Annotated in this window: 17 protein-coding genes; 10 read left to right on the forward strand and 7 right to left on the reverse strand. The window is 59.3% G+C overall.

Going from position 1 to position 18,015, the window contains the following annotated elements:
* Positions 1–11: 11 nt before the first annotated feature.
* Positions 12–461 (forward strand): SRPBCC domain-containing protein, encoded by a 450-nt coding sequence (locus tag G411_RS0109510; RefSeq protein ID WP_022958967.1) that lies wholly within the window; start codon positions 12–14, stop codon positions 459–461.
* Entirely contained in the window at positions 458–880 is a 423-nt protein-coding gene (locus G411_RS0109515) for a GNAT family N-acetyltransferase (protein WP_022958968.1), read from the forward strand. Before G411_RS0109510 ends, G411_RS0109515 begins: the two co-directional genes overlap by 4 nt.
* On the opposite strand, the gene G411_RS0109520 is transcribed toward G411_RS0109515, so the two are convergent.
* From G411_RS0109520 to G411_RS0109535, 4 genes are all read right to left on the reverse strand, one after another.
* Positions 877–1,080 (reverse strand): DUF2970 domain-containing protein, encoded by a 204-nt coding sequence (locus tag G411_RS0109520; protein WP_022958969.1) that lies wholly within the window; start codon positions 1,078–1,080, stop codon positions 877–879. The genes G411_RS0109515 and G411_RS0109520 overlap by 4 nt on opposite strands.
* Complete coding sequence (locus G411_RS0109525; RefSeq protein WP_022958970.1) at positions 1,077–2,813, reverse strand: SulP family inorganic anion transporter; 1,737 nt, start codon at positions 2,811–2,813, stop codon at positions 1,077–1,079. The genes G411_RS0109520 and G411_RS0109525 overlap by 4 nt, the downstream gene beginning before the upstream one ends.
* 79 nt (positions 2,814–2,892) lie before the next feature.
* The gene (locus tag G411_RS0109530) at positions 2,893–4,581 is read right to left on the reverse strand and encodes a bifunctional protein tyrosine phosphatase family protein/NAD(P)/FAD-dependent oxidoreductase (RefSeq protein ID WP_022958971.1); all 1,689 of its coding nucleotides are present in this window, start codon (positions 4,579–4,581) and stop codon (positions 2,893–2,895) included.
* 18 nt (positions 4,582–4,599) lie between these two features.
* Positions 4,600–5,490 (reverse strand): MBL fold metallo-hydrolase, encoded by an 891-nt coding sequence (locus tag G411_RS0109535; RefSeq protein WP_022958972.1) that lies wholly within the window; start codon positions 5,488–5,490, stop codon positions 4,600–4,602.
* 360 nt (positions 5,491–5,850) lie between these two features.
* On the opposite strand from G411_RS0109535, the gene G411_RS0109540 reads away from it, so the two are divergent.
* From G411_RS0109540 to G411_RS0109560, 5 genes are all read left to right on the forward strand, one after another.
* Positions 5,851–8,118, forward strand: coding sequence for a TonB-dependent receptor (locus tag G411_RS0109540; protein WP_022958973.1), 2,268 nt, complete (start codon positions 5,851–5,853; stop codon positions 8,116–8,118).
* Positions 8,108–9,412, forward strand: a complete 1,305-nt coding sequence (locus G411_RS0109545; RefSeq protein WP_022958974.1) for a PepSY-associated TM helix domain-containing protein — start codon at positions 8,108–8,110, stop codon at positions 9,410–9,412. Before G411_RS0109540 ends, G411_RS0109545 begins: the two co-directional genes overlap by 11 nt.
* 77 nt (positions 9,413–9,489) lie before the next feature.
* A complete protein-coding gene (locus G411_RS0109550; RefSeq protein ID WP_022958975.1) occupies positions 9,490–10,806 on the forward strand; it encodes a sigma-54 interaction domain-containing protein in 1,317 nt (438 codons plus the stop codon).
* Between the two features lie 44 nt (positions 10,807–10,850).
* Positions 10,851–11,279: a hypothetical protein gene (locus tag G411_RS0109555; RefSeq protein ID WP_022958976.1), complete on the forward strand. Its 429-nt coding sequence runs from the start codon at positions 10,851–10,853 to the stop codon at positions 11,277–11,279.
* Complete coding sequence (locus G411_RS0109560; protein WP_157581199.1) at positions 11,276–11,617, forward strand: hypothetical protein; 342 nt, start codon at positions 11,276–11,278, stop codon at positions 11,615–11,617. Before G411_RS0109555 ends, G411_RS0109560 begins: the two co-directional genes overlap by 4 nt.
* A gap of 8 nt (positions 11,618–11,625) precedes the next feature.
* Here G411_RS0109560 and G411_RS0109565 read toward each other — a convergent pair whose 3' ends face one another.
* From G411_RS0109565 to G411_RS0109575, 3 genes are all read right to left on the reverse strand, one after another.
* Positions 11,626–12,915, reverse strand: coding sequence for a dicarboxylate/amino acid:cation symporter (locus G411_RS0109565; RefSeq protein ID WP_022958978.1), 1,290 nt, complete (start codon positions 12,913–12,915; stop codon positions 11,626–11,628).
* Between the two features lie 108 nt (positions 12,916–13,023).
* Positions 13,024–13,653 carry a class I SAM-dependent methyltransferase gene (locus tag G411_RS0109570; protein ID WP_022958979.1) on the reverse strand — a complete coding sequence of 210 codons (630 nt, stop codon included), beginning with the start codon at positions 13,651–13,653 and terminating at the stop codon, positions 13,024–13,026.
* A gap of 125 nt (positions 13,654–13,778) precedes the next feature.
* On the reverse strand, positions 13,779–15,155 hold the full coding sequence (locus G411_RS0109575; protein ID WP_022958980.1) for an FAD-dependent oxidoreductase: 1,377 nt from the start codon (positions 15,153–15,155) through the stop codon (positions 13,779–13,781).
* 125 nt (positions 15,156–15,280) lie between these two features.
* Between G411_RS0109575 and G411_RS19985 the strand changes: the two genes are divergently transcribed.
* From G411_RS19985 to G411_RS0109590, 3 genes are read left to right on the forward strand one after another with little or no spacing between them, the layout of a single operon-like run.
* Positions 15,281–15,922 (forward strand): chorismate--pyruvate lyase family protein, encoded by a 642-nt coding sequence (locus tag G411_RS19985; RefSeq protein ID WP_084495400.1) that lies wholly within the window; start codon positions 15,281–15,283, stop codon positions 15,920–15,922.
* Between the two features lie 39 nt (positions 15,923–15,961).
* The gene (gene ubiA / locus G411_RS0109585; RefSeq protein WP_022958982.1) at positions 15,962–16,855 is read left to right on the forward strand and encodes a 4-hydroxybenzoate octaprenyltransferase; all 894 of its coding nucleotides are present in this window, start codon (positions 15,962–15,964) and stop codon (positions 16,853–16,855) included.
* Positions 16,852–18,009: a GNAT family N-acetyltransferase gene (locus G411_RS0109590; RefSeq protein WP_022958983.1), complete on the forward strand. Its 1,158-nt coding sequence runs from the start codon at positions 16,852–16,854 to the stop codon at positions 18,007–18,009. Before ubiA ends, G411_RS0109590 begins: the two co-directional genes overlap by 4 nt.
* Positions 18,010–18,015: the final 6 nt, after the last annotated feature.

Below are 18,015 nucleotides of genomic sequence, written 5' to 3' on the forward strand. Positions count from 1 at the left end.
GGCAAAAGCGTATGTTTCAAATTGTGCAACGGGAGCGCATCCGGGCACCTCGCCAGCGGGTTTGGGAGGTTATCTGCAAAACGGATGACTACCCGGAGTGGAACCCCTTTGTGGTGGCCTGTGATTCCAGCTTTGCCGTGGGCAGCCCGATTCGGATGCGGGTTCGGGTGCTGCCGTGGTTTGCCATGCCTCAGACCGAAACGGTGCGTGCCAATCGCGAGGGCGAGTTTCTGGAATACGGTATTCGCCTGCCGCTGGGCCTGCTGGAAAGTTCACGCCAGCATTACCTCAGTGAACTGAACGCCAATACCTCCCACTACGAGTCACGCTTCTGCCTGCGCGGCCCGCTGGCGCCGCTGGTGAGTGTGTTGCTCGGGGCGCAGTTGCGACGCGGTTTTCGCGAGATGACCCTGGGCATTGTTGCGCGTGCGTCAGAGCGCTCGGCGGAGGCGAAGGGATGATCCGGGATTATCACAGCGATGATTGCGACGAGGTGCTGAGAATCTGGCTGGCGGCGTCCATTGAGGCACATAACTTTATCGATGCCGCGTATTGGGAGGCCCGTGTCGAGGACATGCGGACGGTATACCTGCCCGCCGCGGAGAGCCGTGTGCTTGTGCACGATGGTCGCATCCAGGGCTTTTACTCCCTCTGCGAAAATGTGCTGGCGGCCCTGTTTGTCGATCCGGTGTTTCAGGGGCAGGGCGTGGGCTCGGCACTGCTCGACGACGCCTTGCAACACCGGGCGCCACTGAGTCTGGCGGTGTATAAGTCGAATACCAAGAGTGCCCGCTTTTACCGCTCCCGCGGGTTTTTAGTTGTGCAGGAGCAGGGTGATCCGCAGACCGGACAGGATGAATACCTGATGCGGAGCAGCTAGCCCGCCTGGCTGAGAATGAGCCGTACCAAGCCGTTCACGGTGAGCAGAAACAGCGCGATGAAACACACCGCACCCAGCACATAGTGATGAAACTTGCCGGCTTCGCCGGTTTCCTCCATGCCTTTGCGGCTGCGCACGCCAAAGGCCATGGAGGCGATATTGCGCAGAATCTTCAGGGGTTTGACGCGTTCTTGGCTCATGATTGCTCCTCGTTTGCACCAGCCAGAATGCCGGCAATGGCCTGGTGGTGAGACAGCCATACACGGCCTTTCAGGTGCTTGAGGAAATCGGTTTTCTCCAGCACATCCGTCACCGGGCCTTTGAGTTCAGAAAAGTGCAGGGCAATGCCCTGTTCGCCCAGTCGCTCGTTGATCGATTCCAGTGCTTCCAGCGCGCTGAGGTCAATTTCATTGATTGCCGTGCCCATAATCACCACATGTCTGGCTTTGGGGTATTCCTCCAGCAGGGCGTAGATGCGGTCTTCAATAAATCCGGCGTTGGCAAAGTACAGGCTCTCGTCGATGCGCAGTGACAGGATCTCCTCGTGGGTTACCACCTGATGGCGGTTGATATTGCGGAAATGCTCGGTGCCCGGCACTTCGCCGATCACCGCCATATGCGGCTTGGACGTTTTGTACAGATGCAGTGCCAGCGAGGCGAATACGCCACAGGCAACACCGGCCTCTACGCCAACCATCAGGGTAACCACCAGGGTGCTGGCGACGGCGATGAAATCGGAGTAACCGTAGTTCCAGGTCTTTTTGAGAATCGACAGATCGACCAGCGACAACACCGCCACAATAATGGTGGCGGCCAGCGTGGCTTTGGGCAGATAGGCCAGATAGGGCGTGAAGAAAATCGCCGCAAGCCCGATGCCCACGGCGGTAAACATACCTGCCGCCGGGGTTTCCGCACCCGCGTCGAAGTTCACCACCGAGCGCGCAAAGCCGCCGGTGACCGGGTAGCCGCCAGAGACTGAGGAGGCAATATTCGATGCGCCGAGGCCGATCAGCTCCTGATTGGGCGAAATTTTCTGCCGCTTCTTGGCGGCCAGCGTATGGCCTACAGAGACCGACTCGACAAAGCCGATGATGGAAATAAAGATCGCGGAAATCAGCAGCTCCTGCCAGGCCGGGTGGTGCAGCGGCGGCAGCGACAGCGTTGGCAGACCGCTTGGCACGCTGCCAACCAGCGCCACACCGCGATCGCCGAGATTAAACACCACGGCGGCGACACTGGTCAGCACCACGCCAACCACCGGACCGGCTTTGCTGACCATGGCAGCAGAGAACGGTGACATGCCCAGCTTTTCCAGCACGGGCTGCAAGCCTTTGCGCACCCAGAACAGAAAGATGACCACCGGCACGCCGACCGCCAGCGTCGCGAAATTGGTATCGCCAAGGTGCTCCGTCAGGCTCATGACGATTTCATAAAGGTTGTCGCCGTGGGCCTGTACGCCCAGCAGATGGCGAACCTGGCTGATGGCGATGATAATGCCCGAAGCGGTAATAAAGCCCGCGATGACCGGGTGCGACAGGAAGTTCGCCAGAAAGCCCATGCGCAACAGACCCATACCGAGGAGGAACAGGCCCGAGAATGCGGCCAGCAAGGTGGCGGCTTCGAGGTAGCCCATGCTGCCGACCTCGGCTACCCGCCCCACCGCAGATGCGGTCATCAGCGAGGCGACCGCCACCGGGCCGACCGACAGGCTGTTGCTGCTGCCCAATAAGCCATAGGCCACTAGCGGCAGCATCGATGCATACAGTCCCACCTCCGGCGGCAGCCCGGCCAACAGAGCATAGGCCAGCGACTGGGGGATCAGCATGATCGTCACAATTACTGCGGCCAGCAGGTCTGAGACCAATTGGCTGCGGTTGTACTGACGACCCCAGCTGAGAATAGGGAAGTATTGGCTGAGCGAGGCTTTCAACACGCGGTCCTCTCCGTAAGCATGGCATTACCCTGATCCCCGAAGGGAAAACAGCGCCACGAGAGTGGCGCAACAGGGTGGGTTATTTCTTGGCCGGGGCGTCTTCGCCGATGACCGGTTTCACCAGCCACTCGTGCCCCTTGAGCATGCCCTGCCAGTAAATCGGTGGCAGCAGCTTCTCTTTCAGCAGCCAGGCGAGACGGGTGGGTTGAGTGCCGTCGAGCAGGAATTTTGGGAAGCTGGGCAGCAGCTTGCCGCCGTAGCCGAACTCCGCCAGTACGATCTTGCCGCGCTCCACGGTCAGCGGGCAGGAGCCGTAGCCGTTGTAGTGGGAGATCTGGTCGCCGCGACCGGCAATGTCAGCAGCAATATTGTTGGCCACGATCGGCGCCTGCATACGGGCTGCCGCTGCGGTTTTGGCGTTGGGCGCATTCATCACGTCGCCCAGCGACCAGATGTTGGCGTAGGTTTTATGGCGCAGTGTGCTCTGGTCGACATCCACCCAGCCGGCCTCGTCTACCAGTGGGCTGTTGCGAACAAAGTCGGGCGCGACTTGCGGCGGTACGACGTGAATCATGTCGAACTCGCGGCTGACTTCGATATCGTTACCAGCATCATCCTTGGTGGCAAACCATGCGGTCTTGTTGGGGCCGTCGATGCGGGTCAGCGTGTGGCCAAAGTTGAGCTTGGCCTGGTATTTGTCGATGTACTTCATCAGCGCGGGCACGTAATCGGCCACGCCGAACAGCACCGCACCGGCGTTGTAGAATTCCACATCGATGTTGTTCAGACGGCCTTCCCGATACCAGTGGTCGCAGGACAGGTACAGCGCCTTCTGCGGTGCGCCGGCGCATTTGATGGGCATGGGGGGCTGGGTAAACAGCGCCTTGCCGCCTTTGAGGTTTTCCACCAGCTCCCAGGTATAGGGCGCCAGATCGTAGCGGTAGTTGGAGGTCACCCCGTTCTTGCCCAGCGTTTCGCTCAGGCCTTCGATGGCGCCCCAGTTGAGCTTGATCCCGGCGGCCACTACCAGCCGCTTGTAGTGCAGCAGTCGACAGCCTTCCAGAATGACCGTGTTGTGGTCGGGATCAAATGCCGCCACTGCCGCCTTGATCCATTCCACGCCTTTGGGGATCAGCGACGCCATGCTGCGCGCAGTTTGCTCCGGTGTGAATACGCCGCCGCCGACCAGCGTCCAGCCGGGCTGATAATAGTGAGTGTCGGCGGGGTCGATAATGGCGATGGAAATACCGTGGCAGCGTTTTTTCAGGCTGGCGGCGGTAGAGATGCCAGCCGCGCCGCCACCGACAATCAGCACGTCGTAGGTCGCCATGCCCTCGGCTTCTGTACCGCCGTTTTTGGCGGCAATCCGTGATACCACACCACTCATGTCGTAACCGGCTTTGGCGGCAGCATCGACGATGTCCGTCAGTGATTTTTGCTCGCCCCGGCTCAGTGCCCACAGGGTGGTGCAGCGCATACCGCTGCGGCAGTAGGCGTGCACGGGTTCGGTCTGGGCCGCCAGCAACTCGCCAAACGCTGCGGCGTCTTCATCGGTAACGCGACCGCTGACCACCGGCAGATAGTGGCATTGAATACCCAGTTCGGCAGCCTTGGCTTCCAGCTCTTTGAAGCCGGGCTGATCGCCGCCCTCACCATCGGGCCGGTTACAGATCAGGGTTTTTACGCCGCGTTCGGCAAGCGCGGTGAGATCGTCGACCGTCAATTGGCCGGAGACGGTCAGATTGTTATCGAGTTGTTTGTAATCCATGGTCAGTCCTCGCGGCCCTTACAGTACGTTGAGTGGCAGTTTCAGATAGACAGTGCCGTTGTCCTCCGCGCCGGGCAGGTGGCCCGCCCGCATATTGACCTGCAGCGAGGGAAGGATCAGGCGCGGCATGCCCAGTGTGGCATCGCGGGCTTCGCGCATGGCAACAAACTGATCTTCGCTGGTGCCCACATGCACGTGGATGTTGGCTTCTTTCTCGGCGGCAACCGTGGTTTCGTACTCCACTTCGCGGCCATTGGGCATATAGTCGTGGCACATGAACAGGCGCGTTTCATCCGGCAGCGACAGCACCCGCTGAATCGATTTGTACAGGATGCGGGCATCGCCGCCGGGGAAATCGGCGCGTGCGGTGCCGCCATCTGGCATGAACAGGGTATCGCCGACAAAGGCCGCGTCGCCCATAATGTGCGTCATGCAGGCCGGTGTGTGGCCCGGTGTGTGGATGGCGTGGCAGACCATGTTACCCACGGTGTACTCATCGCCATCTTCAAACAGCTGGTCGAACTGTGAGCCGTCGCGGGCGAACTCTGTGCCTGCGTTGAAAATCTTGCCAAAGGTGTCCTGGACCACGGTGATCTGCGAGCCGATACCGACGCGCCCGCCGAGTTTTTCCTGAATATAGGGCGCTGCCGACAGGTGATCGGCGTGCACATGGGTTTCGATGATCCACTCGAGTTTCAGGTCGTGGCTGCGGATGTAGTCGATGATTTTATCGGCGCCGTCGAGTGACAGGCGGCCGGCGGCGTAGTCGATTTCCATCACGGAGTCGACGACGGCGCAGGACTTGGAGGTCGGGTCTTTGACCACGTAAGAAAAGGTGTTGGTGGGCTCGTCAAAAAACGGGACGACTTCGGGTTTGTGGTCGAAATCCACGCGGATATTGTCAGTCATGATGAAGTCCTCTTGCTGTCAGGGGCGGCCCGCTTTCAGGAGGTGCTCGCCATTGTCCATATTTAATTGGAATAAGCTTATTCCTTATGTGCTTATAAACAGGAATTATGCCAACCTCGCTGACGCGGCGTTTGATAGTTCCAACATATTGTTAACATTAAGTTTTTCCCCGAAATAAGCGGATTCTTGGCGACGCTCCCAAAACGGGCGCCGCGAAAAATGTCAAATTTGTCACTATTCGCGTCACTTTTGACACAGCTGCGCTGGGCGGCGGCGGTGGCTGCGACAATTTGCCACTTTGTCTAAATATTGATCACTGTAATAGGGTTCGCCGTTTTTGCGGATTAATGGAAATTGGGAATGACTTATCGCCTGTCGCGCGCCGCTCTGGTGCTGTTGCTGTTTCCCGCGCTGTCGGCGCTGGCGGACACCGCTGTTGAAGAGATGCGGGTGTGGGGGGAGCGTCGCAGCAGTGACGATTCGTCGTTCACCAGTCCCAACAGCATTCTTCGCCCGGAAGATATGCTGAGTATCAACGCGACGACCACCGAAGACCTAGTGAAATACGAGCCCAGCCTGGTGATTCGCCGTCGCTTCATCGGCGATGCCAACGGCACGCTGGGGATTCGCGGGAGCAATATGTTCCAGACCTCGCGGTCGATGGTCTTTGCCGACGGGGTGCCGCTGCATTATTTCCTCCAGTCCCGGTGGAACGGCGCGCCGCGCTGGACATTGGTATCGGCCAGCGAAATAGCGCAGGTCGAAGTGCTCTACGGCCCGTTCTCCGCTGAGTATAGTGGCAATGCCATGGGCGGCGTGGTGCTGATCGAAACCGCGATTTCGGAGCGCGAAGAATTCCACGTGGATGTGGGTTACTTCTCTCAACGCTTCGAGGCCTATGGTGTTGACGAGCAACTCGATGGCTACAAAACCTTTGTTTCCTACGGCAACCGGGTTGGCGATGCCAGTTACTACTTCTCCTACAACCGTCTGGAAAGTGATGCGCAGCCACAGACCTACTTCTATGGTGGCAGCGATACCGGCGCGCCGCCGCAGAGTGTCAGCGGGGCGATTCGGGCTCGCGATGAGTTGAGCAATTCGCGCCTGTACTTTGGCGATAGCGGCGTGGTGGCGACAACCACTGACAATATCAAAATGAAGCTGGGCTACGACTGGGAGCAGTGGTCGGTGCTGGCCAATATCGCCTACGAAGGTCGCGAGGGGTTGAGCACCCGCCCCAACAGCTATTTGCGCGACAGCAACGGCAATGCGGTTTGGGAGGGCAACGTCGAGCAAGGCGGTGAGGTATTCTCGGTGCCTGCTTCCCGGCTGGGGGTGAGCGAGCAGGACCGCGACAGCCTGTCGGTGGGGCTGCGCTTGCGCGGCGAACTGAGTGAGCGCAGTGCGCTGGAGGCCAACCTCAATCGCTTTGACATCTTGCGTGATGAAGCCCGCAGTTCGGCGGCAAACCCCAATGCGCCGTCGTTTGACGGCAGCGGGCAAGTAACGGATTTCGGTGATACCGGCTGGACAACTGCAGAGCTGAAATGGTCGGTGGACGGCGTGTTTGGCGAGGACGTGGATCTGGTCGCCGGTCTGCGTCACGAGCACTACGAACTCAATACCACGGTATACCGCAGCAGTGATTACCGGGCGGGCCGCAAAACGCAGGCGGTGGATCGCAGCGGCGGTGAAACGACCTTGAACGCGGCGTTCCTGCAACTGAGCTGGACCATCAGTGAGGCCTGGGATGCAACGTTGGGCGGTCGCTACGAGGACTGGAAAAGTCATGGCGGCTACTACGCTGACGATCAGGCGGCGACGCCGGGTCTCGACGTGGTGAAGGTGCCGTCTCGCGATGACAGCAGTATCTCACCCAAACTTTCGCTTGGCTTTCAGCCCGCTGAGCACTGGCAGCTGCGCTACGCACTGGCCCGGGCCTACCGCTTCCCGATAGTCGAAGAGCTGTTCAGTCAGTACCAGGCCTACAACAGCGTCAATGCCGCGAATCCCGATCTGAAACCGGAGCGCGGCCTGCACCACAATCTGATGATTGAGCGGCGGCTGGGCAGCGGCTATGTGCGCGTCAATCTGTTTAAGGAAACCGTTCGGGATGTCATTGAGTCGCAGACCACCATGCTGGCCGGAGGCACCTCGCTGCGTACCTTTGTTCCGGTCGATCAGGTGGAGACCGAGGGCGTGGAGTTGATCTTCAACGCCTACGATGTGTTTACGCCGGGTCTGAACCTGCGCGCGAATCTGGCGTGGACGGATGCCGAAATTACCCAGAACCGCGTTGACCGCAGCATTGTCGGTAATCAGTTTACTCGCATGCCGAAGTGGCGGGGGAATCTGCTGGCGAATTACCACGTGAATGCGCGTTGGGATGTGGGGGCGAATCTGCAATATGCCAGCGACAGCTACGGTCGCCTCGACAACCGCGACCGCGAAGACAATGTCTACGGTGCGCAAGACGGCTATCTGCGCTTGGGCGTAAAAACGCGTTACCAGTTTACGCCGCAACTGAGTGGCAGCATCGGCATCGATAATCTGCGCAATGACATCGACTATGTTGCCCATCCCTGGCCGGGCCGCACCGGCTATGTGAGCCTGTCCTATGACCTCTGAACCATCAGGGCGGCGCAGCGCTTTATACCGCCGTTTGTGGCGTTGGCATTTTTACGCGGGCCTGTTCTGTATCCCGTTTGTGCTGACGTTGGCGGCGTCCGGGGCCATCTATCTGTTCAAGCCGCAGGTCGAACAGTGGCTGGATGCGCCGTATCGAGAATTGCCCGTCAGCGGGCCGCTGGCCTCGCCTCAGCAGCAAATCGATGCCGCACTGGCGTCGTTGCCGGGCAGCCGGCTCATCAACTACGAATTGCCGCTTGAACCCAATGATGCGGTGAAAATCGCGGTGGGGCTGCATGGCATCAAGCATCTGGTCTATGTGCATCCGGAAACGCTGAGGATTCTCAAGCAGATTGAATACGAGGCGCAGTTCATGCGTCAGGTCAGGGCATTTCACGGCGAGCTGCTGGCAGGGAATGTGGGCTCGGTGCTGGTGGAGCTGGCCGCGTGCTGGGCCATCGTACTGATTCTCACCGGGCTGTATCTATGGTGGCCTCGCCACAGCGTTGGGCTTGCCGGTGTTCTTTATCCACGCCTGCGACAGGGACGCCGTGTGCTGTGGCGCGACCTCCACGCGGTGACTGGCATCTGGATATCGGCATTTGCGCTGTTCCTGCTGCTCACGGGCCTGCCGTGGGCGCTGGTATGGGGCAGTGCCTTTAAAGAAGTCCGCCAGTGGGGTCAGCCGACACTGCAGCAGGACTGGTCGGTCGGTCACAGCGAGCACCACGCTCACAGTGCGGCACCGAAAACGATGCCGGTACTCAGCACGGAGGTGATGGCGCGGGCTGTCGATCTGAATTTTGCGCCCCCCGTCGAACTCAGCCCCGACAAACAACAAGCCGGTGTCTGGAAGCTGGCATCCCAGAGCCAGAATCGACCCCTGCGTGCCGAGGCCTGGATTGATGGCCGCAGCGGTAGGCTGTTGAGCAGCCGCCATTTCGATGAGCGGCCGCTGGTCGATCGGGCGATTGGTATTGGGGTTGCCGCCCATGAGGGGCAGTTGTTTGGCTGGTTTAATCAGCTGCTCGGTGTACTCACGGCGGTAGGGCTGATGATCATAGCGACGAGCGGTTTCGTGCTGTGGCGACGGCGCAAACCTGCGCAGCGCCTGGGAGCGCCGTCATTCCCGGCGGAGCACCGGCTGGCTGTCGGCGTAACGGTCATGATCCTCGGGCTGGCCCTTGTGCTGCCGGTGGTGGGAATATCCCTTGTGTGCATGGCGCTCATGGAGTTTGCCGTGTTGCGTCATATTCCGGCTGCACGTCGCTGGCTGGGCTTGCCGACAAGGTGATTGAGCTGCGCCGGAGTCGCGGCGCTGCCAGTCTTATGCCAATATTGACAACCTGACTGTCAATATTGGCAAACACCATGCAACACATCGCGACCGACGCCGACCTCGATTTCAGCTCTCTGCTCGACAGCCTGGATTATCCCGCCATACTGCTGTCGCCGGAGTACCGGATACTCGCCAGCAACAAGCGCTATGTCGACAGCTTCGGTGACGTTCCCCAGGGCGACTACTGCTACCGCGTGTCACACGGCTACGACCGTCCCTGCGATCAGGCCGGTGAGAGTTGCCCTCTGCAGGCCTGCACCCGCAGTGGTCAACGCGAGCGCGTACTGCATATCCACAACACCCCACGTGGCCGCGAGCATATCGACGTGGAAATGCTGCCGCTGACAGATCGTCACGGCAAACTGCGCTACTTCATTGAGGTCCTCAAGCCGGTCAAAAGCGCCAGCGCCGAAATCAGCAGCAGCCAGATGGTCGGGCGAAGTGCCGCCTTTAACACCATGCTGGAGCTGATCAACCTGGTCGCGCCCCACGAAACCTCGGTACTGTTGCTGGGCGAGTCCGGTGCCGGTAAGGAGCTGGCGGCGCAGGCCATTCACGGCACCAGCCGTCGCGCCGACAGCGCCATGGTGACGGTGGAATGCGCCGGGCTGACCGAGACGCTGTTTGAAAGCGAGTTATTCGGTCACGTCAAAGGCGCTTTTACCGGCGCGGTCAGCAACAAGCCGGGCCTGCTGGAATCGGCGCGAGGCGGCACCCTGTTTCTGGACGAAATCGGCGATGTGCCACTGGGCATGCAGGTAAAGCTGCTGCGCCTGCTGGAAACCGGCAGCTACCGGGCCGTGGGCAGCACCCAGCCCAAGCTTGCCGACTTCCGGCTGGTCTCTGCCACCAACAAAGACCTGCCGGGGATGATTGCGCGGGGCGAATTCCGTGAAGATCTCTACTACCGGATCAATGCCTTCCCCATCCATCTTCCGCCGCTTAGAGAGCGTCGGGAAGACATTGCCCTGCTGTCGCGCTCCATCCTCAAAAAACTCAGCCCCAATGGCGGCTACCGGCTGACCGACTCCGCCGTTAAACGACTCCAGCAGCGCGAATTTCCCGGCAACATCCGCGAGCTGCGTAATCTGCTCGAACGCGCCACCATCTTTGCGCATTCCAGCATCATCGATGTGCCGGTACTGGAACGCTGCTTCAGCCAGGAAGTCGACACGGCGACCCATCGCTCGATGCCGTCTGAGGGACGTGACGGCCCCTGGCTGGATCTGAAAAATCAGGAACGCTACTACCTGAAAAAACTGCTGGAACACTGCAAGGGTGACAAGGACCGTGCCGCCGAAATTGCCGGGATCAGTTTGCGATCGCTGTATCGGCGGCTGGAAGGGTAGACGACTTTTAGCACGGAGCAGGCTAGTTGCCACAAGGAGGGTTCATGGCGAAACGAATGACGAAGGCAGAGATGCAGGGATGGGCGATTTTCATATGTCTTGCTATTCCCGTTTATATCTTATTAAACGTGGTAGAGAGAGTAGGCTGGTTCCCACTGATTGTTATTGTTGGCGCAGCGATTAGTGCGATTATCTGGCTACAGATAGTTAATAGAAAGCGTCGCAGGGAAGCGTTAATGCTGAAGTACCATGATGAGAAAATCGTTAATGCTTTAATGGACAAGTCATTCTGGCAAGGACAAACAGCAGAGCAGTTAATGGACTCCCTGGGTAAACCGCAAGATATTGACCAGAAAGTCCTCAAGACAAAGAAAAAAGAGATTTGGAAGTACAATCATCGTGGCAGTAATCGATATGGACTTCGTATAACACTGGATAACGACATCGTTGTCGGATGGGATCAAAAAAAATGACTAGGTTTTTAAGGCGCGGCATTTTATCGATGCTGTGCTTCTGTTCACCGTTAGTCCTCGCTGAAGACTATTCCTACCACGCTATCAGTAAGCGCTATCCCGCTGCGCGGCTGGATGCGGTAACGGTGCGCGATGCAAAAATGCAGGGAGAGTGTCTGGTGGGCTTGAAGCAGCTCAATTTCAAGCGTCGGGATACCTTTGATCCGGTCGCTGAGTGGACAAGTTATCGCTCGTTGTCGCTGCTGGAACAATTTCCACCGTGTCAGGTACTGGTGATGATGGAAGTGGCTCGCGGCTTGATTATCAAGCTTGAGCCACTTCCCACTGCAGTAAAATAACGTTTGGCCTAAGCTTTCCTGCCGGGACTGTCGATGGCGATCAGAGTTTGTTCTCCCTCGCTGCGAGCAATGACGACTGCGGCGCAGGAATCGCTGAAGACGTTCACGGCAGTGCGCATCATATCCAGTATCCGGTCTGTTACCAGCAGCAGGCCGATGCCTTCCAGTGGCAGGCCAATGGCGCCGAGAATCACCGAGATGGCGACGAGACTGGCAGCGGGAATGCCGGCGACGCCAATGGATGTGAGCAGAGCGATCATGACCACGGTGAACTGCTGGGCAAAGCTCAGTTCCAGTCCGTAGACCTGTGCGATAAACATGGCGGCGACGCATTCATAAAGCGCGGTACCGTCCATATTCACCGTTGCACCCAGAGGCAATACAAAACCGCTGGTGCGTTTGGATACGCCGGATTTGTCCTGCACACATTCCATGGTGAGTGGCAGGGTGGCGGAGCTGGAGGCTGTGGAGAAGGCGGTCAGCATGGCGGGTGCCATGGCCTGAAAATGCTTTTTCGGCTGGACGCGGCCGAGGTAGCGCAGTATCAGCGGCATGGCCACGAAGGCATGCAGCAACAGCGCGAGACTGGCCGCGAAGAAAAATTTGAGCATGGGGGTAAAGGCATCAAAGCCGGTGGTGGCCACCGTTTTGGCGACCAGGCCGAAGACGCCGATGGGCGCAAATTTCATCACCCACATGGTCATCGCGGTCATGATATCCATCAGGCCCTGCCAGAAATTGATTTGTACTTCGGCGTGGGCGGATTCGCTGCGCGCGAGGAAGAAGCCGTAAAGCAGGCTGAAGAAGATCAGGCCCAGCATTTGGCCTTCGGCGGCCGCGGCAATCACATTGGTGGGAATCATCCGCTCAAACACCTGCACCACATCGGCGGCACTGCGTCCTTCGACTTTGGCAAGCGTATCGCTGAGTGCGGGATCATCGCTGCTGAGGCTGGCGGCCAGCGCCTGCGTATCACCCGTGCCGGGAGCGATGATATTGACGACCGTAAGGCCGATCAGAATCGCGATGAGGCTCGATGAGGCGTAGAACAGCAGCGTTTTCCCGCCGAGGCGTTCAAGGTTGTGACCGCCGATACCGGCCATGCCGCTGATGATTGAGGCACTGACCAGTGGGACGATCAGCATTTTCAGTGCATTGAGGAACAGGGTGCCGAAGAAGGCGTAAACGGCGACAAGTTTGACGCCGCCAACCGCGGCGGTGTCTCCGCTGAGCAGACCCGCCAGTACGGCGAGGGTGATAGCGATGGCAATTTGCCAGTGCAGGGCCAGTTTTCGCATGAGCGGTATCCGTATTGCTGGGCTTGTGCGTGGGCGCGCATGGTGTCGCGCCGGGGCTGACTTTGCACTCTACCTTGCGACCGGCCGTCGAGCCAGCGCAAGAGGGGATCAGGCCGCTGCTTTGCGGGCCCTGCCACTGAATACGTAGCCGGCAATGCGCGGGGCACCGGATATATAGCGCTGTGTGATTTCGGTGATGTCGAAGCCGCCCTCGGTCAGCAGTTCGTTGATGGGCCGATTGAGGTGGCAGCCGCCAGCGAGGCATTTCCACATTGGCGTGATGCGGTTCTGCCAGCGTGCCACTCCGGCATCGGGCGACAGGCCGTGTTCACAGAACAGCAGCTCACCATCGTCTTTCAGTACCCGGTGCATTTGCGCCAGTGCGGCACGCCAGTCGGGGATGGTGCACAGCGTGAAGGTGAGCAGCACGGTATCCACACTGTTGTCGGGGAGGGGAATCTGCTCGCCGGGTAAGTCCAGCCAGCGCACTTCCACGGGGCTGTTCTTGAGGTGTTTTTTCTCGGCTTTGCGGCGCATGCCCTCTGAGGGCTCCAGCCCCCAGACCCAGTCGACCTTGTCGGCTTCGTAGAGTGACAGATTGATGCCACTGCCCATGCCGACTTCCAGTACCTGACCCCGGCACTGGGGGACCACCTCGGCACGCAATTGCATTACCTCGGGCATGGAGCAGGCGCGGTCGATCACGCTGGGCAGCAGGTATTTTTCGTAGAGCGACATGGCGGTGTGCTTATCTGTTATTGGTTTTCTGCATTGCAGCGAAGCGCACAGGTAAATGCAATGGGCAAAACGGACAGGCACAAAAAACCCCGCCGCAGCGGGGTTAGTGTCAGTGCCGTTCAGGCTCAGGGCATGATGGCCGGCAGTTGTTTCTGCAGGGCCATTTTCTGTTTGGCACCTTCGCCGGTCAGGGCGAAGCCCAGCAGATCGCCGGTCGCGGGATCGACGAATTTGGCGACCACGTTATTGCCGTCTTCTTCGATTTGCCACTCGCCTTTGGCATCGCGCGGCGGCGGTGCCACACATACGGGGCAGGCCGGTGTTTTAATGGTGACAGGCATTGCCGGGTAGCTGACTTCAGTCGGCTCGCCGCTCAGGGTTTTGGCCAGTGCGCGGGCCTGCGCCATCAGTGGCGCTACGTAGACCAGCACGTGACCGGAGACTTCGGCGCAGTCCCCCATGGCGTAGACATTGGGCGCATTGGTTTCCATCAGGCGGTTGGTGACCACACCGCGGTTCACCTCAATTCCTGCTGACTTGGCCAGTTCCACCTGCGGGCGAACACCTACCGCAGACAGCACCAGATCGCAGTCAATGGTGTTGCCGTTGTTCAGGGTCACGGTCACGCCGTCGGCCGCCTTGTTCACTTCGGTGACCAGCGGGCCAAAGTGGAAGGTGGCGCCTTTTTCTTCCAGTGCACGTTGCACGGCTTTGCCCGCGGGCTCTGGCAGCAGCGTAGGCAGGCAGTAGCCCAGCGGATCAACGGTTTCCACCTGCAGACCGCCATTGATCAGGTCATTGGTGAACTCACAGCCGATCAGGCCACCACCGATAATGCAGACTTTCTTAACATCGTTGTTGGCGACAGCTTTGCGGAAGTCGTCGTAGTCCAGCAGGTCGTTGACGGAGTAAACGTGGTCCAGAGCGTCGCCGGCAATCGGCGGACGAATGACTTCGGCGCCCAGTGCCAGTACCAGCTTCTTGTAGTGAACCTGAGTGGCGGTGTCGCCGCCGGTGGTCAAGGTCTGGGCTGCGGTATCGATGCCGGTGACCTTGGTCATGGTCCACACGCTGGCGTTCAGGTCTTCACCCATGCCACCTGCATCTTTCTGTGCGAGGGCATCGGCATCCTGATTCTTGGTGAAGCCGGTAGACAGCATCGGCTTGGAGTAGGAGCGGCCATCGTCAGAGGTGATCATTACGATCGGGGTGTCTTTGTCGAACTTGCGCAGCTCGCGAACCAGACCGTAGCCCGCCAGGCCGGTACCAATCACGACGATGGGAGCCTCGCTGCCTGCGCTCGCGGGTTCCTCATGATGGGGGAGATTGCTGGGCTCAGACTGTTCGATCATTTCAAAATCTTCCTTGCCCACACCGCAGTCGGGGCAGAGCCAGTCTTCGGGGACGTCTTCCCAGCGAGTACCCGGTTTAATACCGGATTCCGGATCGCCGGTTTCCTCGTCGTACACCCATCCACAAACAATACATTCCCACTTACTCATACACGTTCCTGCTCGAATTATTTCTACGTTTTATTACGCGGCTGCCACGGTGTGTAACTGTTGACTCGTTATGGCTGCTGGCTTGCAAGTCGTCGTCGATTCACGCATTCTGCCGCACTCAGCGAATGGACTGCCAACAGCCGGTGCTCTTTCTCCCGGCGTTCCGGCAGCCACTATTCAGTGATCAAACCACTGGAAACCCAACATTGTACGCCCTTCAATTAAACCGATGCTACCGCGAAGCGCCCCGCTGGCTGCCAGCTAATCAATTTGTGGGAGGTAATCGACCTCTCACTGCGGCTTCGTGGCTGTTGGACACCGGTTCCCTGACTGCGCATCTCCGGCGCGAAAGCCGGGGTGAATTTCACGTGCGGATTCTGCGGCAATACTGGGGTGTGCCGCAATTGTCAGAGCGTCGCCTGCTGGGCCTGGGCGATCGCGATTGGGCGATGATTCGCGAAGTGCTGCTGTGCTGTCACCAGCAGCCCTGGGTTTACGCCCGCAGTATTCTGCCGCTGAGCAGCATGACCGGCCATCTGCGTCGTTTGCGCGGGCTGGACAGTCGCCCGCTGGGCCATCTGCTGTTTGCCGACCGCAGCATGCGCCGCGAGCCCTTCGAACTCTGCCGGGTTCGAGCCTCTGCCCTGCCACTAGCTGAACTGAGTGAGGATTCCACCGAACTGTGGGGCCGCCGCTCCTGCTTTGTCCATGGCGATCGCCGTATTCTGGTGGGCGAGATCTTCCTGCCCGCCTTCCAGCCCTGGTGATCCCCTCGGTATACTGCCCGGCAGCAACGAGGAGATAGGATGAACGCGACGCTACAGCATATTCGTCAGCAGCTGCCCCATTATTTTGCGCTGATGCGCATCGACCGACCGATCGGCACCTATCTGGTTCTGTGGCCGACCCTGTGGGCGCTGTGGCTGGCGGCCGAGGGGCTGCCGCCGCTGCACCTGCTGTTTATCTTCGTGGCGGGCACCTATCTGATGCGCGCCGCCGGCTGTGTGATCAATGACTTTGCTGACCGCAAGATCGACGCCCATGTGAAGCGCACGGCCAACCGTCCCTTCGCGACGGGCAGCGTGACGGAGAAAGAGGCACTGCTGTTATTTGCGACACTGTGCCTGCTGGCCTTTGTGCTGGTGCTGTTTACCAACACCCTCACGATTCTGTTGTCGTTTGCCGCGGTGGCACTGGCGGCCTGTTACCCGTTTATGAAGCGCTATACCCATTTGCCACAGGTGGTGCTGGGGGCCGCGTTTTCCTGGGGGATGCCAATGGCGTTTGCAGCGGTGCGCAATGAGGTGCCGCTGGAAATCTGGCTGATATACATCGCTGGGCTGATGTGGACGGTGGCCTACGATACCTTTTATGCGATGGTTGACCGCGACGACGATCTGAAGATCGGCGTGAAATCCACCGCCATTTTATTCGGTGACGACGACCGGGCCATTACCGGCATGCTGCAGGCCTCGGCGATCGTGATTCTGGCGATTGCCGGGCCGAAATTCGAGATGAGCTTTATCTACTATGCCGGGCTGATGGTGGCGTCGGGCTTGTTTATCTACCAGCAGAAGCTGATTCGCCATCGCGAGCGTGAGGCCTGCTTCAAGGCCTTTTTGAATAACAACTATGTGGGCATGGCGATATTTATCGGCATTGCACTGCATTACGTCTTCGCTGAGTTAGGTATTGGATGAGCGTGGCGCCCGTGCTTGAGCTGAGTTTTATTGCCAGTATCCGCGAGGTGGAGGCGGCCGACTGGGATGCACTGGCGGGCAGCGATTATCCCTTTCTCCGCCACAGTTTTCTGCAGGCACTGGAAGACAGCGGTGCTGCCTGTGCCGAGTCCGGCTGGCAGCCCCAGCACTTGCTGCTGCATGAGGCCGGGCAGCTCTGCGGCTTGATGCCGCTGTATATCAAATCTCACAGCTACGGCGAGTACGTGTTTGACTGGTCATGGGCCAACGCTTACGAGCGCTACGGTCACGATTACTACCCCAAATTGCTGACTGCTATTCCCTTCACCCCGGCCACCGGGCCGCGCTTGGTTCTGCGTGACGATCTTGATCGCGACAAAGTAATGCTTGCGGTGGTGTCGCAACTGCAGGCGCGGGCGCAGCAGCTCAATGCCTCCTCGCTACATATCCTCTTCCCCGACCTCGACGAAACGTCGGCCTGGCAGCAGGCGGGGCTGATGCGCCGAAGCGGGCCGCAATACCACTGGTTTAATCGCGATTATCAGTGCTTTGAGGATTTTCTGGCCGACTTCAGCTCGCGCAAACGCAAAAACCTGCGCAAGGAGCGGCGGGTGGTGGCCGAGCAGGGCCTGCGTCTTGAGCGCTTGCGCGGCGATGCCGTGAGCGAGGCACAATGGCGCTTCTTCTTCCACTGCTATCAACTCACCTACGCCAAGCGCAGCGGCCACGGTGGCTATTTGTCGGAAGCTTTTTTTCAGGCGATCGCCCACGCCATGCCGGAGCAGCTACTGCTGGTGCTGGCGTATCATGAGGATAAGCCGGTGGCGGCGGCGCTGAACTTTGAGGGCCGCGACACCCTGTACGGGCGCTACTGGGGCTGCGTGCGGGAATGCGATTTTCTGCACTTTGAAGCCTGCTACTACCAGGGTATCGAACACTGCATTGAGCGAGGCTTGTCGCGTTTTGATCCCGGTGCTCAGGGCGAGCACAAAATTCAGCGGGGTTTTACGCCGATCCGCACCTACTCTAACCACTGGCTAGCCGACCCCGCTTTCGCCGATGCCGTGCAGCGTTTCCTCGTTGAGGAAGACGCGCACATCGATGCTTATTTACAGGAAGCCGCCGAGCTGTTGCCGTTCAAGCAGAACGATTAGCGCGGC

Origin of the sequence: Spongiibacter tropicus DSM 19543 (genome assembly GCF_000420325.1) — a bacterium.
Lineage (GTDB): Bacteria > Pseudomonadota > Gammaproteobacteria > Pseudomonadales > Spongiibacteraceae > Spongiibacter > Spongiibacter tropicus.

Bases quoted from the DNA above. Each gene is read 5' to 3' on its own strand.
- ubiA (WP_022958982.1), top strand. From the start codon at position 15,962: ATGAACGCGACGCTACAGCATATTCGTCAGCAGCTGCCCCATTATTTT.
- G411_RS0109590 (WP_022958983.1), top strand. From the start codon at position 16,852: ATGAGCGTGGCGCCCGTGCTTGAGCTGAGTTTTATTGCCAGTATCCGC.
- G411_RS0109510 (WP_022958967.1), top strand. From the start codon at position 12: ATGTTTCAAATTGTGCAACGGGAGCGCATCCGGGCACCTCGCCAGCGG.
- G411_RS0109515 (WP_022958968.1), top strand. From the start codon at position 458: ATGATCCGGGATTATCACAGCGATGATTGCGACGAGGTGCTGAGAATC.
- G411_RS0109565 (WP_022958978.1), bottom strand. From the start codon at position 12,915: ATGCGAAAACTGGCCCTGCACTGGCAAATTGCCATCGCTATCACCCTC.
- G411_RS0109555 (WP_022958976.1), top strand. From the start codon at position 10,851: ATGGCGAAACGAATGACGAAGGCAGAGATGCAGGGATGGGCGATTTTC.
- G411_RS0109520 (WP_022958969.1), bottom strand. From the start codon at position 1,080: ATGAGCCAAGAACGCGTCAAACCCCTGAAGATTCTGCGCAATATCGCC.
- G411_RS0109530 (WP_022958971.1), bottom strand. From the start codon at position 4,581: ATGGATTACAAACAACTCGATAACAATCTGACCGTCTCCGGCCAATTG.
- G411_RS0109545 (WP_022958974.1), top strand. From the start codon at position 8,108: ATGACCTCTGAACCATCAGGGCGGCGCAGCGCTTTATACCGCCGTTTG.
- G411_RS0109550 (WP_022958975.1), top strand. From the start codon at position 9,490: ATGCAACACATCGCGACCGACGCCGACCTCGATTTCAGCTCTCTGCTC.
- G411_RS0109535 (WP_022958972.1), bottom strand. From the start codon at position 5,490: ATGACTGACAATATCCGCGTGGATTTCGACCACAAACCCGAAGTCGTC.
- G411_RS0109560 (WP_157581199.1), top strand. From the start codon at position 11,276: ATGACTAGGTTTTTAAGGCGCGGCATTTTATCGATGCTGTGCTTCTGT.
- G411_RS0109570 (WP_022958979.1), bottom strand. From the start codon at position 13,653: ATGTCGCTCTACGAAAAATACCTGCTGCCCAGCGTGATCGACCGCGCC.
- G411_RS19985 (WP_084495400.1), top strand. From the start codon at position 15,281: ATGGACTGCCAACAGCCGGTGCTCTTTCTCCCGGCGTTCCGGCAGCCA.
- G411_RS0109575 (WP_022958980.1), bottom strand. From the start codon at position 15,155: ATGAGTAAGTGGGAATGTATTGTTTGTGGATGGGTGTACGACGAGGAA.
- G411_RS0109540 (WP_022958973.1), top strand. From the start codon at position 5,851: ATGACTTATCGCCTGTCGCGCGCCGCTCTGGTGCTGTTGCTGTTTCCC.